This is a genomic window from Stenotrophomonas bentonitica, assembly GCF_002887735.1.
In the GTDB taxonomy this organism is placed as follows: Bacteria; Pseudomonadota; Gammaproteobacteria; order Xanthomonadales; family Xanthomonadaceae; genus Stenotrophomonas; species Stenotrophomonas bentonitica_A.
The window spans coordinates 1-14,822 of sequence record NZ_PKQP01000006.1 but is presented as its reverse complement, the minus strand read 5'-3'; the positions used below and the strand labels follow the sequence as shown (position 1 = coordinate 14,822).

At 61.7% G+C, this 14,822-nt stretch carries 11 protein-coding genes; 7 read left to right on the top strand and 4 right to left on the bottom strand.

Annotated features, from left to right (window positions below):
• Nucleotides 1–104: 104 nt before the first annotated feature.
• Together C0R07_RS12345 and mutS are read right to left on the bottom strand one after the other, a co-directional pair.
• Nucleotides 105–716, bottom strand: a complete 612-nt coding sequence (locus C0R07_RS12345) for a DUF937 domain-containing protein (protein ID WP_102789047.1) — start codon at nucleotides 714–716, stop codon at nucleotides 105–107.
• Nucleotides 717–873: 157 nt separating this feature from the next.
• Nucleotides 874–3,429, bottom strand: coding sequence for a DNA mismatch repair protein MutS (gene mutS / locus C0R07_RS12340; protein WP_102789046.1), 2,556 nt, complete (start codon nucleotides 3,427–3,429; stop codon nucleotides 874–876).
• 1,181 nt (nucleotides 3,430–4,610) lie between these two features.
• Between mutS and C0R07_RS12330 the strand changes: the two genes are divergently transcribed.
• The 4 genes from C0R07_RS12330 to C0R07_RS12320 all read left to right on the top strand — a co-directional run bounded on the left by C0R07_RS12330 (nucleotide 4,611) and on the right by C0R07_RS12320 (nucleotide 6,832).
• Nucleotides 4,611–5,852: an abortive infection family protein gene (locus C0R07_RS12330; RefSeq protein ID WP_102789044.1), complete on the top strand. Its 1,242-nt coding sequence runs from the start codon at nucleotides 4,611–4,613 to the stop codon at nucleotides 5,850–5,852.
• A gap of 66 nt (nucleotides 5,853–5,918) precedes the next feature.
• Nucleotides 5,919–6,095 carry a hypothetical protein gene (locus C0R07_RS20145; protein ID WP_254427841.1) on the top strand — a complete coding sequence of 59 codons (177 nt, stop codon included), beginning with the start codon at nucleotides 5,919–5,921 and terminating at the stop codon, nucleotides 6,093–6,095.
• Nucleotides 6,096–6,176: 81 nt separating this feature from the next.
• Nucleotides 6,177–6,377, top strand: a complete 201-nt coding sequence (locus tag C0R07_RS20140) for a hypothetical protein (protein ID WP_254427840.1) — start codon at nucleotides 6,177–6,179, stop codon at nucleotides 6,375–6,377.
• Nucleotides 6,374–6,832 carry a hypothetical protein gene (locus tag C0R07_RS12320; protein ID WP_102789043.1) on the top strand — a complete coding sequence of 153 codons (459 nt, stop codon included), beginning with the start codon at nucleotides 6,374–6,376 and terminating at the stop codon, nucleotides 6,830–6,832. Before C0R07_RS20140 ends, C0R07_RS12320 begins: the two co-directional genes overlap by 4 nt.
• A gap of 160 nt (nucleotides 6,833–6,992) precedes the next feature.
• Here C0R07_RS12320 and C0R07_RS20135 read toward each other — a convergent pair whose 3' ends face one another.
• Nucleotides 6,993–8,372: an HNH endonuclease gene (locus C0R07_RS20135; RefSeq protein WP_254427839.1), complete on the bottom strand. Its 1,380-nt coding sequence runs from the start codon at nucleotides 8,370–8,372 to the stop codon at nucleotides 6,993–6,995.
• Complete coding sequence (locus C0R07_RS12310; protein WP_254427850.1) at nucleotides 8,269–8,571, bottom strand: HNH endonuclease; 303 nt, start codon at nucleotides 8,569–8,571, stop codon at nucleotides 8,269–8,271. The genes C0R07_RS20135 and C0R07_RS12310 overlap by 104 nt, the downstream gene beginning before the upstream one ends.
• Nucleotides 8,572–8,870: 299 nt before the next feature.
• Between C0R07_RS12310 and C0R07_RS12305 the strand changes: the two genes are divergently transcribed.
• The 3 genes from C0R07_RS12305 to C0R07_RS12295 all read left to right on the top strand — a co-directional run bounded on the left by C0R07_RS12305 (nucleotide 8,871) and on the right by C0R07_RS12295 (nucleotide 14,479).
• Nucleotides 8,871–10,589 (top strand): ATP-dependent nuclease, encoded by a 1,719-nt coding sequence (locus C0R07_RS12305; protein WP_217350021.1) that lies wholly within the window; start codon nucleotides 8,871–8,873, stop codon nucleotides 10,587–10,589.
• Nucleotides 10,582–11,976 carry a UvrD-helicase domain-containing protein gene (locus C0R07_RS12300; RefSeq protein ID WP_102789040.1) on the top strand — a complete coding sequence of 465 codons (1,395 nt, stop codon included), beginning with the start codon at nucleotides 10,582–10,584 and terminating at the stop codon, nucleotides 11,974–11,976. The genes C0R07_RS12305 and C0R07_RS12300 overlap by 8 nt, the downstream gene beginning before the upstream one ends.
• 1,033 nt (nucleotides 11,977–13,009) lie before the next feature.
• Nucleotides 13,010–14,479 (top strand): DUF6035 family protein, encoded by a 1,470-nt coding sequence (locus C0R07_RS12295; RefSeq protein ID WP_102789039.1) that lies wholly within the window; start codon nucleotides 13,010–13,012, stop codon nucleotides 14,477–14,479.
• The last annotated feature ends 343 nt before the right edge of the window (nucleotides 14,480–14,822 follow it).

The window sequence follows — 14,822 nt, the reverse complement described above, 5'->3', positions numbered from 1 at the left end:
GGCGCGATGTGAAGGCATACGTCCACGTTAGGCACTGCCGTTCATTCAGTAAATTCGAATGAATCAACCGATGTGATAGGCGCAGGCTATTTCGCGTCTCGCCCTCAGCGCTTGCCGAACAGCCCGCCACCGAGCGTGAGCAGATCGCCGACGCCCAGCTGGCCGTCGCCATCCTGGTCCAGCACGGAGGTCAGCAGGCCACCGCTGTTGGCGCTCTGCGCTTCCTGGCCGAGGGCCTGGCTGAGCTGACCCGGGCTGGCGTTGCCGCCGCTGGCGAAGCGCTGGGCCAGATAGGACATAACGATGGGGGCGAGGATGGCGAGCAGCTGGCTGGTCTTGCTGCTGTCCAGCCCGGTGGCCTGACTCAGGCCTTGGGTGGCGCGGTCGGTATTGCCACCGAAGACGTGGCCAAGGATGCCGGCGCCGTTGGTCGCATTGCCGCCGCCACCGCCGAGCACGCTGCCGAGCAGCCCGCCCAGATCGAAGCCGCCGCCGCTGGCCGGCGCGTGGTCGCGCTGCAGGGCGCCGAGCAGGGCCTGCGCGCCCTGGGGTTCCTGGGCATTGCGGCCCATTGCGCCCAGCAACAGCGGCAGCGCCGCCCCGATGGCGCCACTGGCCTGGTTCTGATCGATGCCCAATTGCTGGGATACCTGCTGCAGGCCTTGGCCCTGCTGCAGTTGCTGGAACAGGGACGCGGCAAGCGATTCGGTATTCACGGCGGACTCCAGGGCAGGGATGGGGACCGCCCGAGCATAGCGCCGCGTTCACTACGGGAATGCGAAGAATTCACGCGGGCCCGCGCGTGCCCCCGACCAACGGTCGGGTGCTACCGGCTCTGCGGGGAGCCGGCCAGCGGCCGGCACTACCGGATCGTCAGAGCAGTGTCTTCAACCGGTACAGCGCTTCCAGTGCCTGCTTCGGGGTCAGCTCGTCCGGATCGATCGCGGCCAGCGCGTCCTGGGCAGCGGTGTTGGGCGCGTTGAACAGCCCGAACTGCTGCGGTGCATCCAGCGCCTGCGCGGCCACCACGGCGGACTGCGTCTCGTGGCTGCGCTGCTCCAGCTCGGCCAAACGACGTCGCGCCTGGGCGACGGTCGATTTCGGCAGGCCAGCCAGTGCGGCCACCTGCAGGCCGAAGCTGCGGTTGGCCGGGCCATCCTTCACGGCGTGCATGAACACCAGCGCGTCGCCGTGCTCCACCGCATCCAGGTGCACGTTGGCGATGCCGCTGGCGCCGCCTTGGTGCTGTTCGTCGGCCAGGGCGGTCAGTTCGAAATAGTGCGTGGCGAACAGCGTGTAGCAGCGGTTCTGGTAAGCCAGATGGCGTGCGACCGCATCAGCCAGCGCCAGGCCGTCGTACGTGGACGTGCCGCGGCCGATCTCGTCCATCAGCACCAGCGACTGTGCGCTGGCGTGGTGCAGGATGTAGCTGGTCTCGGCCATCTCGACCATGAAGGTCGATTGCCCGCGGGCCAGATCGTCGCCGGCGCCGATACGGGTCAGGATGCGGTCGATCGGGCCGATCACCGCACGGCTGGCCGGCACGAAACTGCCGATATGGGCCAGCAGCACGATCAGTGCGTTCTGGCGCATGTAGGTGGATTTACCGCCCATGTTCGGGCCGGTGATCACCAGCATGCGGCGGTCCGGATGCAGGTCCAGGTCGTTCGGTTCGAACGGCTGCTCGCGTACCGCTTCGACCACCGGGTGACGCCCGCGCTCGATCTTCAGGCAGGGCGCGGTCTCCAGTTCCGGGCGCGCCCAGTCCAGCGCCTGCGCACGCTCGGCGAAACCGGCCAGCACGTCCAGTTCGCTCAATGCCGCCGCGCACTGCTTGAGCGGCTCCAGCCCGCTGGCGAGGATGTCCAGCAACTGCTCGTACAGGAACTTCTCGCGGCTCAGCGAGCGCTCGCGCGCGGACAGCACCTTGTCCTCGAAGGACTTCAGTTCCTCGGTGATGTAACGCTCGGCATTGGTCAGCGTCTGGCGGCGCGTGTAATGCACCGGTGCCTTCTCCGACTGGCCCTTGCTGATTTCGATGTAGTAGCCGTGCACGCGGTTGTAGCCGACCTTGAGCGTGGCGATGCCGCTGCTGATGCGCTCGCGCTGTTCCAGATCGATCAGGAACTGGTCCGCATGCGTGGAGAGGCGGCGCAGCTCATCGAGCTCGGCGTCGTACCCTTCGGCGATGACGCCGCCGTCGCTGAGCTTCAGCGGCGGGGTCGGGGCGATCGCGCTGGCCAGCAGGTGCGCGCATTCGTCATGCGAGCCCAGCGCATCGTGCAGGGCGATCAGGCGCGGCGAATCCAGCGGGGCGAGCACCGCGCGCACGTCCGGCAGCAGGCCCAAGCCATCACGCAACGTGGAGAAATCGCGCGGGCGCGCCGAGCGCAGGGCCACACGGGTAAGAATACGTTCCAGATCGCCAAGGGCGCGGAAGGCATCGCGCACGTCGCTGTCGGCACCGCGGTCGATCAGCGTGGCGACCGCATCGTGGCGGTGCACCAGCACTTCGCGCAGGCGCAGCGGGCGGTGCAGCCAGCGCCGCAGCAGGCGACCGCCCATCGGCGTCACGGTGGTGTCGAGCACACCGAGCAGGGTGTTGCGGGTATCGCCATCCACGCGCGTGTCCAGTTCCAGATGGCGGCGCGTGGCCGCGTTCATGGCGATGGCTTCGCTCGCGGTTTCGGTGGCGATCGCAGTCAGGTGCGGCAGGCGCTGTTTCTGGGTTTCTTCGACATAGCCGAGCAGGGCACCGGCGGCGGCGGTGGCGCGCGGCTTGTCGTCGATGCCGAACCCGGTCAGGTCGTGCAGTTTGAAGAAATTCAGCAGCTGTCGGCGGCCGCCGTCGGCATCGAACAGCCACGGCGCACGTCGCCGGATGCCGCTGCGGTACTGCAGGAAGGCCGGCCAGTTTTCTTCATCGGGCACCAGCAGCTCGGCCGGTTCCAAACGCGCGAGCTCGGCTTCCAGCGCATCGTCCGAATCGACTTCGTTGACCAGGAAGCGGCCGCCGGCCAGATCGGCCCAGGCCAAGCCGTAGCCGTGCTTGCCGCGCGACAGCGCCATCAGTAGCGTATCGCGCCGCTCGTCCAGCAGCGCTTCATCGGTCACGGTGCCGGGGGTGACGATGCGCACCACCTTGCGCTCGACCAGGCCCTTGGCCAGCGCCGGGTCGCCGATCTGCTCGCAGATCGCCACCGACTCGCCCAGGGCGACCAGACGCGCCAGATAGCCTTCGTAGGCATGCACCGGCACACCGGCCATCGGAATCGGCGCGCCGCCCGAGCTGCCGCGCTGGGTGAGGGTGATGTCCAGCAGCCGCGCCGCCTTGCGGGCGTCGTCGTAGAACAGCTCGTAGAAGTCGCCCATGCGGAAGAACAGCAGCAGGTCCGGGTAATCGGACTTGGCGGCGAAGAACTGCTTCATGAGCGGGGTGTGTTCTGATGAGGCCTTGATGTTGCTGCTATTTTGTTTTGAATCAGCGGCTTGCAATGGAGTCCGTCTCGGTCAGTGAGGGCGGGTTGCCGTCAAAAACGGCAAGTAACGGGATTTTTTGTTGCGATGGTGTTGCGACGGGCCGCGCCACACGGCGCGAGGTCACCAAGTTTAGTCTGATGCACCAGCAAGTAATGGAGCTATCGATCCGCCGGATCCCGGTTTTGGGGTCGCGGGGAAGCGCGCCAAGCTTGTCGAACGGCCGGCGGAGCAGGGGGGCAAGGCCTATCGGGTGGCCGCGCACCGCCAAGCCTATGGTGAGCGGGAGCAAATCGAGCACGCCCAACGGATAAACCCATCCGATGCCATGCCCATCGACCCAGAGGCGCGTCGCCAAGCCTATGCACGTCAGCGGCCGTATGCGGTTCTGGCCAGTATGACCGCGGGACTGAGACATAAGGCCATCGCGCAAGCGCTGGCTGTGTCGCCCTCGGTGATCCAGGGCGACCTCGCGGCAATGGTTAGATGAGTCCACACAAGGGATTTCTCGGCGGCCAGTCCCCGGCCCATGTCCAATCCTTGCTGGACGAAGGGGTGACTCAGCGGATCCTGGCCCAACGGCTGGGCGTCACCCACCAAGCCGTGAACCGCTAGGTGCGGCGACACCGCCTGGCCGGCTCCGGGCGGCAGGCCTTCCGGAACCGCCAAGTCCGCGAGCTCGCCGAGCGTCGCCAGCAGGTGCGGCCGCTGATCCAAGCCGGGCTGACGTCCGCCGAGGTGGTCGAGCGCTTGGGCGTGTCGCCTGCAACCATAAGTCTGGACCGCCGGGCCCTTCGCCTGGGGCGCGCTTTGAAACCGTCGGAGTACCGCAACTTGCGGGGGCTGGGCGTGGACCAGGTGAGGGACCGCTTGAACGCGGTCAGCCGGGCTCAGTTGGCGCGGGAGCTGGGTGTAAGCGGTACTGCGGTCTATCGCTTCTGCCGCCAGGTGGCCTTAGATGCGCCACTAGGCAGTGATCGAAGTGAACTTGCGCACATCGTTTCGCCCCGAGCACGAGCGTTGTAGAGGGTGCCTTGTTCGAGGCGAGAGCCCTGTCTTGAGGTGCTGGCCCATCGGTTTGCCCTGGACGATAATGTGAACGTGGAAGTGGCTCATTAAGGGAATGCGTTGCGATGGAAAGTTCCGAGTTGGAAGAGGTTTTGGCGACCGTTCATTCCCTTCTGTTGGCGGAAGATTTTCAGGATGCCGCAGCATTGGTCAGAGCTTGCTCATCTCGGGCTGAACTGACTGGCTATGACAACTGGAATGGCGGCACCAATCTGTGGGACATCCACTTTCAGTTGCCTGCCATCGAGTTTGCTCGGCTCGGGTCGAGGCGAGGAATGCTGGAGGAGCAGATCTCGACCAAGATGAAGGACGTTATGGGCGAGGAGCCCGGCAATTGGTACACGGCAAAGATTGTCCCTGCCCGTGAGACGGGCAAAGGTTGGCGAACCATTGGGTCGAAGCTGCCGCGCCAAGTGCGTCAGAACATATTCGATGGCCTTCGGCTGGATGACACGTCCTGGAAAGGCAGGCTGGATGACGTCGAGTTTTTAAGCCGTCTTTATGATTTGGGCTCCCTTCCTTCCACAGACCCGAGGTATGCGACAGCCTCTGATGACATCTGGCAACACTGCATCAACAACGATGACTGGGAGCGCGACTGGGTATTCACGGACGGGCGCTTCAATCTGCTTGATGGTCCGCCGGATAAGTTCCTTCGATTTCTATGCGAGATTGTTCATCCAATCGTCCGGCCGGACAGGAACGAATCGCTGACCATCGTCTCTCACATCAATGACCAGCTGCGCGGCGCGGGCTGGGAGATCTTTGAGGAAGAACGTATTGGTGGGAGGTCACGATACGCTTCCCGTGAGCTTGTTCATCACGGGCAGCGTGCGGTCTCGCGCGGACGTACCGTCGCAGATGCCTTAGACGCTGGATGGATGGCGAAGGAGATTGAGCGCCTGGAGAAATCTATTGACGGTGATCCTGCATCGGCTATTGGGACGGCCAAAGAGCTAGTTGAGACTTGTTGTAAGACGATCCTCAACAAGCGAGGGGTGGTCTACGGAAAAGCGGCAGACATCGGAGATCTCACGAAGCTGTTGCTGGTGAACTTGCAGCTTGTTCCGGAGGCAGTCTCTGACGAGAAGAAGGGAGCGGACAACATTCGCCTCATTCTGCGGAACCTGACGTCCCTCACTCACAATCTCGCGCAGTTGCGTGGCTTGTACGGCACGGGACATGGGAGGGATGGCAAGCACCGGGGGCTGCAGCCAAGGCATGCGCGTTTGGCGGTAGCCTCTGCGGTGGCCTTCATTGACTTTGTCTCCGATACCTACAGAAATCGTGAGGAATCCAATGCCTGACGGTGGCGCGGCAAGGTTGCCGAACGCCTGCAGGAAAGTCCGGGCATCCATGGAGCAGATGTAAGGATGGATCATTTCGAAGGCGTAGTGCTGGATTACCTTCGCGCGGACCGCGCGCTCTTCGTCAACAGCCAGTGTTGCATCCAGCTCAACGAAGGGAGCAATCCCGACATCAGCGGGCCGCATTGGTATTGCGACGCCTTGGCGGTCAGCTTCAAAGAGCAAGCCGCTTTCTTGTGCTAAATCACCTACGCCGCCCGTGCACCCTCGCTTCTCGCGCGCCTAAAAGGGTGGAACGAACGTTGGCCTGGCGTTCGTGTGGCCATGGAGCGCGACAGCGGCGTGCTGGCCGACTGGATCGCCAGACTGTGGCTGTTCGTCCCGGAGGCCCAAATCGCGACTCTTCGCTACGCCATTCGGGACCTGACCAACCTTCCAAGCCCACGCTTCACCCCGCTGGAACAGGTGGTGCCTTGGCGTTACCGCTCCTGGGATCGCGGTGCTTATGTGCACCCATCCCCATGACCGATCTGAACATCTCGGCCATCAGCTGCGCGCTCCTCCAAAGCGGAACCACCTGCTGGAAGTGCTCGGCTGCAACGACGGTCACGGCCATCTGGGTGCCCGGCTGTATCGACAACGAAGACGAGGAATGCCCGGAAGAGGGTGGTGCAGCCCTGCTCAAATACATCTCAGATCTCGACGCCGGGACTATGGCTCGCGTGCGGGCGGCTTCGCCCTGGCTCAAACCCAACTACTCACATACGGCCGACCAAACTCACTTGGCCAATCATTGCCAGGCCTGCGATGCCCTGCAAGGCGATCATTTCGTCTACTGCCCAGACGGCCCGTTCTTCCCGCAAGACCAAGCCGGCGTGGACCAACTAAAAGTCATCTTTGAGCACGGGCCGTTGATGGCGAGCGCGTCCACGGCGCAGTCGGGTTGGGTGGAGCTCGTCAAGCTGCCAGCTGAGGGCTGACAGCTGCGTCAGGAGCACAGGCGGGATTTCGGCCAAGGGTCTCAACTCCTGCGAATCAGGGCGGGCATGCTGCTGCCCATCCCTTGTTTCTCGGGATCCTTCGGCCGGCTCCCCCGGCCTATTTTTTGCTTCAGATCAGCTACTGAATTGGGCTAGCGCTTCATTTTAGTTCAGCGGGGTCAGGCAGGCCATTCTTCTCTCTAGCAAGCTGTGCATGCTTCATCAAGTGAGCGGGATTGGGCAAATGCGCTTTTATGGTAGGAAGTCGTAACGGCAAACCATCAAATGCTTCGTAATCGCTCCCCTTCAAGCTAGGTGCAACGACCAGCAGGTAGTCGGCGGTGAGCCAAACCAAGCCAAGGTCGAAAAGCGTGTGAATGTCGCTTCGCAAGAGGAGTCCATTGTCAATGCGATTCGTGTGAGTCCCGCGGTAGGGTTCAATGTGTGCGGCTTCCAGAACAGCGGTCGCATTTGAGCCTGTAACTGCACACTTGCCGTCGTAAGCTTCGATCAACATGGATCTAAAAAGAGACTGGCCTTGCCTTTGCGCAATGGCTTTCATGGCCCACACGCGGGAATCATGGTCAGAGTCGATTGGCAGCGGCGGTGCAGTGGCTTGAGCTTCCGCTTCGGCCAATGCCAACTCGCTCATGGGCAACTGGACAACTTCCCACTTTCCTTCTGCGGACTTTTGTAAGTCGACATGGCCGTGACTAGTGGGATCGAATGGAATGTAGGTTGTGCGGATCGGGTTCTTCTCAGTGACCTTGAACAATCGATCACGAGGATGGCCGCTATCGCTTCGCCAGTTACTGCGTGCTTTGTCGTAGTGGGGACGAGTTGTGGCGTTGACTGTGACGTGCTCAAGGCTTGCGCGAGGATCGCCCAGCGGATCGCCTGGATAGTGACTCTCTAGCCAAGCTACGGTCTCAGCTACGGTTCCTTCTCCCAGTGCCTCAATAGCTTCGACTGCACGCCAATACCTAGCATCTGGAGTGGACAGGGCGAGATCCGTTTCGTCACTCTTATCAGATACTGCGACGGATTCAGCTGACTGCACAGTCGGCTTCACCCATGCGGTTCCAGTCTTTTCGAACTTGAACTCAACGTTGTCTCGATCAAGGTTGATCAACCAACCCACGAGGTCAAAGCGGGGCACAAAATCGTTATCAGCGTCGGAGGCCCGGCCGGCACGAACCATGTCAGGCTGCTGGGACGTTGCAAGGACGACGCGTATGGGAAGTCTCTCGCGATTGGCTTCCAAGACTTGTTTCCGGAACCTTTTTTCACCGGCGCCTGACCAAGCGGTCATATGTCCATGATATCGAGAGAAATCTTCGTTGAAGTCGTGTTCCCAGAGGCTCACAACAAGTTCTTTAGGGCTTTCTGTGAAGCCCGAAACCGAAGAAATGTGAGCTTTTAGCTCCACGCCATATTCAAGAAACGCAAATTTCTTCAGCACCGAATGTCCCCTGTCCTTGTGGTCTGCTGACGCGCAGAGCTCCATGCCATTTTCCACGAGAGAGGCGCCGTTGGACATGAGCTCTAAAGAGTTTGGGTGCGGGCGCCGGACCGCGCCGCTTGTGCCGGCGCTGGTTGCAAAAGATGCAAGCGGCCACGATGTTCTCAGGGGTGTCTAGTCCGCCGTCTTGCTGAGCCACAAGGTGCTCGGCGGTGCATTGAAAGGCTCGAGCGTTACGGGGCCTCAGTCCGAGCTCTGAAGGTGCAGCGAGCCACATCGGCAGGCCGCGATAGAAGCAACCGCCCGACTGGAAATGGAGGGCAGACGTGCGGATGGATTTGAGGCGCTTGGCCGTCATGGATGGCTCCGGAATCGAAAAGGATTCCCGTGCCCCATTGGGTGGACCTCGGGCACCCGGAGCCTATTGGCTATGCGGGCACAACACCGACGCGTTTACGGACGGCAACTCCCTTGTAGCCGAGCCAGTGTCAGGTTGCAACCCGCCCGAGGCAGTAAGCTAGACCCGCCCGGCCAAGGGTATTCGACGGATCGAGGGAAATCGTGAGGATAGTGACGTTGTCGGTGCGGAACTTCCGCGGAATCAGTGAGCTTGAGTGGACGCTCAAGGCGTCGCCGCTCTGTTGCTTGATTGGTCCAGGGGATTCGGGGAAGTCTACGGTTCTGGATGCGATTGAAGCAGCGCTGTCCTCCCGGTGGTACACCTTTGGCGAGGCCGACTTCCGAGATTGCGACACATCCCGCTCAATCAAGATCGAAGTCACGATCGCAGAGCTTTCAAGGCCATTGCTCTCAGATGAGAAATTCGGCCTTCATATTCGAGGCCTGGCCCCGGACGGAACTCTGAGAGACGAACCCGAAGATGGGGACGAGGCGGTCCTGACGGTGCGTCTGACGGTCGATGCCACCATGGAGCCTGTATGGGAGGTGGTCAATGATCGGGCGTCTTACCCCCGAACCATGTCCAATCGCGACCGTGCGCTGTTCCGGGTAGTACGCCTGACTGGCGACGATGCCCGACACCTGACATGGGGCCAAGGTTCCATCCTGTCCAAGCTCACGGAGTCTGGGGACGAGGCGGCCCAGCAATTGGCGGAGGCGTATAGGACCGCTAAGGCCAGTACTCAGTTGCACAAGATCCCGAGCCTGGCCAAGGTGGCCAAGGAAGCCCAGGCGCGAGCTATCGAAATTGGAGCGCTGGTCGAAGACGAATACATCCCAGGTCTGGAGCTGCTTAGGGGCGGCTTCTCTTCCGGCTCCATCGCGCTTCATGACGGCTTCGTGCCTCTGCGACTGGCCGGTACCGGAACAAGGCGACTTGCTACGTTGGCTATTCAACGCGCGGCGATTGAGGACGGGGCGATCATCCTGGTCGACGAGATCGAACAGGGATTGGAGCCTCATCGGATTCTGGGCGCCATCGTTCATCTACGCCAGTCGCAAGCCGCTGCTGCGGCGTTGGCCAAGCCGGCTGGTCAAATCGTCATGACCACTCACTCCGATGTGGCTCTCAGTGAAGTCCCGCCGGCGAGCCTCTACGTCTGCCGCCGTGCCTCAGGGAGCGCCGTGAAGGTGCTCCATCCAATCGATCAGGATGCGCTTCGCAAGGTGCTTAAGCACATGCCGAGGGCTTTGTTCGCACGGCGGCTTTTGGTGTGCGAAGGCGAGACGGAGATGGGGTTGATCCTTGGCCTTCGCGAGCTTTACCCAACCAGGCATGCCGGGGCATCCATTGAACAGCGCGGTGCGTGTGTAGTGGATGGGGGGGGAGCCAATGCGCCGCAGATGGCGACCGCGCTGTCGGCATTGGGCTACGCGACGGCCCTGTACCGGGACTCGGACGTTCCTGTGCTCGCGAAGCAGCAAAAGGCGTTGGATAAGGCAGGGGTCCACACCATTACTTATCCAACTGCCATGGCCATTGAGGAGGCGCTGTTTGCGGGGGTTGCCGACGATGCGCTTGTGGACGAGCTGTTGTTGGAAGCTGAGCGATACAAAGGGGAGGCGACGGTCATCGATCAGCTCAACAAGGCATTCTCCGAAGCTGGTGACAGGGGTGTCGGGAACGGGTCGTTCGCAAGCATGGACGTCATGCTGGGGTTGGATCGGCAGGAAATCATGCAAAGGCTTGGCCTATTGGCCAAACAGAACTCCTGGTTCAAGAATCACTACATCGCCCGAGGGTTGGCTCCCGTTGTTGACCGTGCAGTAGCACAGGGGCCAACCTCCGAACTTGCTCTTGCCCTGAAGGAGATTGAGGAGTGGCTTTATGCCTAGTGCAAGAAGCCTCTTGGGGGTGAGGCGGGGGAGTGTGGTGGCCCCCGCCGGGCATGGGAAGACTGAGCTGATCGCCAAGATTGCGGGCATGTCGGGTCGGACGCTGGTGCTGACGCACACCCACGCCGGCGTTCACGCGTTGCGCGCTCGCATGAGTCGCTTGGGCATTGATCCCCGCTCGGCTGCTGTCGATACGCTTGCGAGCTGGGCAACCCGATACATAGCAGCGTTCCCGAAGTTAGGGAAGCCGTTGGGTAGGATGCCGCATGGCAGCGAGTGGAACAGCTTGTACACCGGGGGGCTGGATGTACTCTCTGTATCGCCGGTTCGGGACGTCATTGCGGCCTCTTACGATCGGCTGTTGGTGGATGAGTATCAGGATTGCGATTTGCACCAGCACCGCCTCGTGATCGCACTGGCAGAACAGTTGCCCACCATTGTCTTTGGCGATGCCATGCAAGGCATTTTCGGTTTCGCCGGGCCGGCCGTGTCTTGGGGGCGCGACGTCTTTCCTGCCTTCCCTCTTGTGGAGGAACTCAGAGAACCCATGCGTTGGAAGAAAACCAACCCCGCACTGGGAGAGTGGATAGCGCAGGTGAGGGGAAAGCTGGAGCGTGGCGAACGCGTGGACTTGACCGGCGGGCCGGCGGTCTTCCTCCGCTGTGAAAACGCTTATGATCTGTCCCCACTCTTCCACGAGTTGGATGACGTTCGTGGCAGCGTGGCGGCGATTCACTGCCGTCGTGCCACCTGCGAGCAGTTGGCCAAATCGAGCAGGGCTGCATACCAAGCCATCGAAGACATCGCTTGCAAGTCTTTGCAGCAGTTCGCCGCCAACTGGGACACGTCCTCCAGTGGCCAGCGAGAGGTGTTGCTTCGCACGTTGGTAAGGTCGGCGGTGTTGTTCAAGCCGCTGATTCCTGGCGAGCCGGGGCCCGAAGAAGACGTGCGAGTTGAAGGAATGGCGCAAACGGCCTATAAGGCGCTTTCCTCAACGGGGGATCCGGGTGCAGCAGTGCAGGTCCTCTCTGCGTGTCGACTGCACAGCCGGGCCAGATCGTTTCGTGCAGAGCTTCTTCGGGACACAGCTAAGGCGCTTTCTGCGTTGGCCGAAGGAAAGCATGCCACGTTGGTAGCGAGCGCATCTGTTACACGCCAGCGCGTTAGCCACATGGGGCGCCTTCTTCCCAAGCGCACGGTCTCGACGCCGCTGTTGCTGAAGGGGCTGGAGTTTGATCGGGTGGCCGTGCCAGATGCCCTTCATTTTTCGAATGAGGATGACGAGGGCGCGCAGGCGAAGCTCTTCTACGTTGCCTTGTCGCGAGCACGCACTTCTCTGGTGATTTCGTCCTCTACGCCTGAAGTTCACTTTCCACTTCCCTCGTGATCGTGGACTCTCTCCGCGTGTGGTGAACGCATCTCAGCGGTAGTGGGGTCGCCTGTGGTAGCAGCGGCAGTCATCAACGGAGCTCTATCCTGATCTTGCTTCGGTTGCCGCGATGCGGTTGTATCCGGGGGTGGCCTTCTCAGTGCTTGGTGTAGAAAAAGTAGCCCGGTGGGCATGGCATGAGCTCCTCGAATGAATGCCGGATCGCGAATCGCTGATCCATCTCTTAGCTCGCCTCCTAGCAGGGAGTGCGGTATATCGGGGACCAGACCATGCATGCACTAGGAAGCGGGGATGGCTGAAACGGGACGCCAGGGAGCTCAGGTGGCGATGTCGGTTGGAGTAACGCAACAGCGCGGTGAAGTGGTTCTCCGCAAAGAGCAACGCGGCTGTCCTCTGCTCCAGCAGCGCGGACACCACTGCAGGGTCGAAAGACGCGTGCCACTCCATCCAGCTCACCACGTCCCTCATTCCCCTGGTCGCAGCACAGCGACGGCACGAAGGCACCCAGTTGTCGCTGATGTGAGGCGGCCCTCCGAGTTCCAGCGGCACGAGGGCTATCAGCCTCCAGGACTGCGGAGAGGCGAGGTCCAGGGCGGACGTACAGAAGGCACACGTGTTTCCAGACGCAGCACGGCCAGCGCCATGGCGCCAGCCGTTGTTGGGCGCACGGGGAGGAGTCTCTGCCTGAGCAATGGCATGAAGGAACGGCATGACGTCCATCACTGAGTCGCTCCACGTGTTCTCAATGCACTCTCCGGTCTGGTCCAGGCGGCCCTGGGCTTCGGTGGTGCTCGCCACGGAACAGGCTTGCTTGGATGAATCGAGGGGTGATGCCCAGCCATGTTGAAGTCCTTGGCATCTGTGGTCTTCGCGTTCCATCCTTTCTAGCGCGGATCGGTCAAAGGGCAACGGGAAGGGAGGTAGAAGCTAGCCGGTCGACGACCCGTACCCCAGTACCACTTGTGGCGACGCCCGGAGCCATCGCTGGATCCGTCTCATCACCTGAGAGCCAGGACTCGTAGAATGAGGCATGGAACCGCTGCCTGATCCCTTGGAATCCCCGCGACGGGTTGCTCTGGCGCTGAAGCGCCAATACGACGAAGTGCATGATCGCGATTCTGGGCGGCTGGTGTCCCTGGCTGAGTTTTTGGGCAGCGCGTCCTACGGTGCCATCGTCGCGGACAAGCGCGTGGCGTTGGAGAACGATCTGATCGAGGGGCGGGAGCGTTATGTCTGCCCCGACTGTGGAAAGGCCATGGTGCTGCGGTCGTTTGCCACCGACGACAAGTCGGAGGATCGGTTCTTCTTCAGACACCGCTTTGACACTCAGGAGTGCCCCGGCCAGGGCGGGCTGTCCCCGGCCGAGATCTGCGAGCGCAAATTCGCTCTCGCTAAGGAAGGGGCTCAGCACAAGCACCTCAAGAGGGTCTTGGAAGAGAGCTTGGCTGCGGACGTGCGATTCACCGGGACCCAGACCGAAGCCCGCTGGAAGGACGTGGATCGCGTGCGATGGCGCCAGCCCGACGTGCAGAGCGCATGGCAGGGCCGCAGGGTTGCCTTCGAGGTGCAGCTGTCGACGACCTTCCTGCACGTCATCGCTGAGCGGATGAGCTTCTACCGCCGCAACGACGGTTTGCTTCTCTGGTTCTTTCGAGACTTGGACTCGACGGTGTTCAAACAGGCAGAGGACGACATCTTCTACTCCAACAACCGGAACGGATTTCGTATCGATTCCCAAACCTTGGAGCAATCGCGGCAAGAGCGGCGGTTCATGCTCCACTGCGCGTGGCACGAACCGACCCTCGACGAGCGGGGAAACGAGGGCCACCGTCTGGCTCAAAAGGTGATTGAGTTTGACGATCTCCGCTTCGACGTCAGCGATGGCGGTGTGCCGCGGGCCTACTTCTACGACTTCGATGGAGCGCTGGCGAAGCTGCGCCAACGGCGGGAGCAGGAACAGCATGCCCGACGAGAAGCGCGTGACCAAGCGTTGCGTGAAGCAATGGAAGCGGCGGTGGTTGGCTTCGCTAGGCAAACGGATGGGAGCCCTCAATGGCTGACCCTCCGGCTTCGTTTTAAGGAGGTGGGGTTGGAGTTACCGCAGGCTCTGTATGGCGGTGATGGACCCTTCTATCACCTTCAAGCGGCTTACTCGGCCAAGCATGGCAAGCCCGTGGCCTGCCGTCTCCCAAACCTGATGGGCCTGGCTCACAACCTGTTCGATCGGCACAAGAGTGCTCTTTGGGCCTTCTCGGTGATGCTCGGTCACTTCAATCGGACCACAGACTTTGCTGCCAATGGCAACGTCGAGGGCTGGAAGAAGAAGCGCGACCTGTACCGAGAAGGTTGGGACCGGGGCGACGATCTCTACGCACCGGACCGGCGCTACGACGATCTGCTCGCCTTTCTCTTCCCTGACGCCGCCGAATCGCTGAGGCGGTCGCCGGGGCTGGTCGAGCGGCTGCGGCGCCAGCGATCCAGTGGCATCCGTTCTCCGTGACGATCAACCGTCAGACGGATGTTCAGTGCGGGGATTGAGCCACACAAGCTCGCCTCCATCGCTTGATAAAGATCTGACTAAAACAACTTGCAAGACCCGTCGCTGGCCTGCAGCTCCCCCGTCCTTGCGTTTGCCAACAGGAGTCCTCGCGCTTGCAGGCAGTGCAGGGTCGCCTTGGCATTCGTTTGACTAAAACGGATTGAAGAGGACCGTAGCGGGCTTGGCCTCGCCTGTCCGGAACCTGCCGATGGGGAGGTCGGGCCGAGAGGAGGATCGGGCGCTGGCGAAGGCGTTCTACAACCGGGACGAGGAAGGCGATGCCATCGACCTGAAGAAGGGCGAC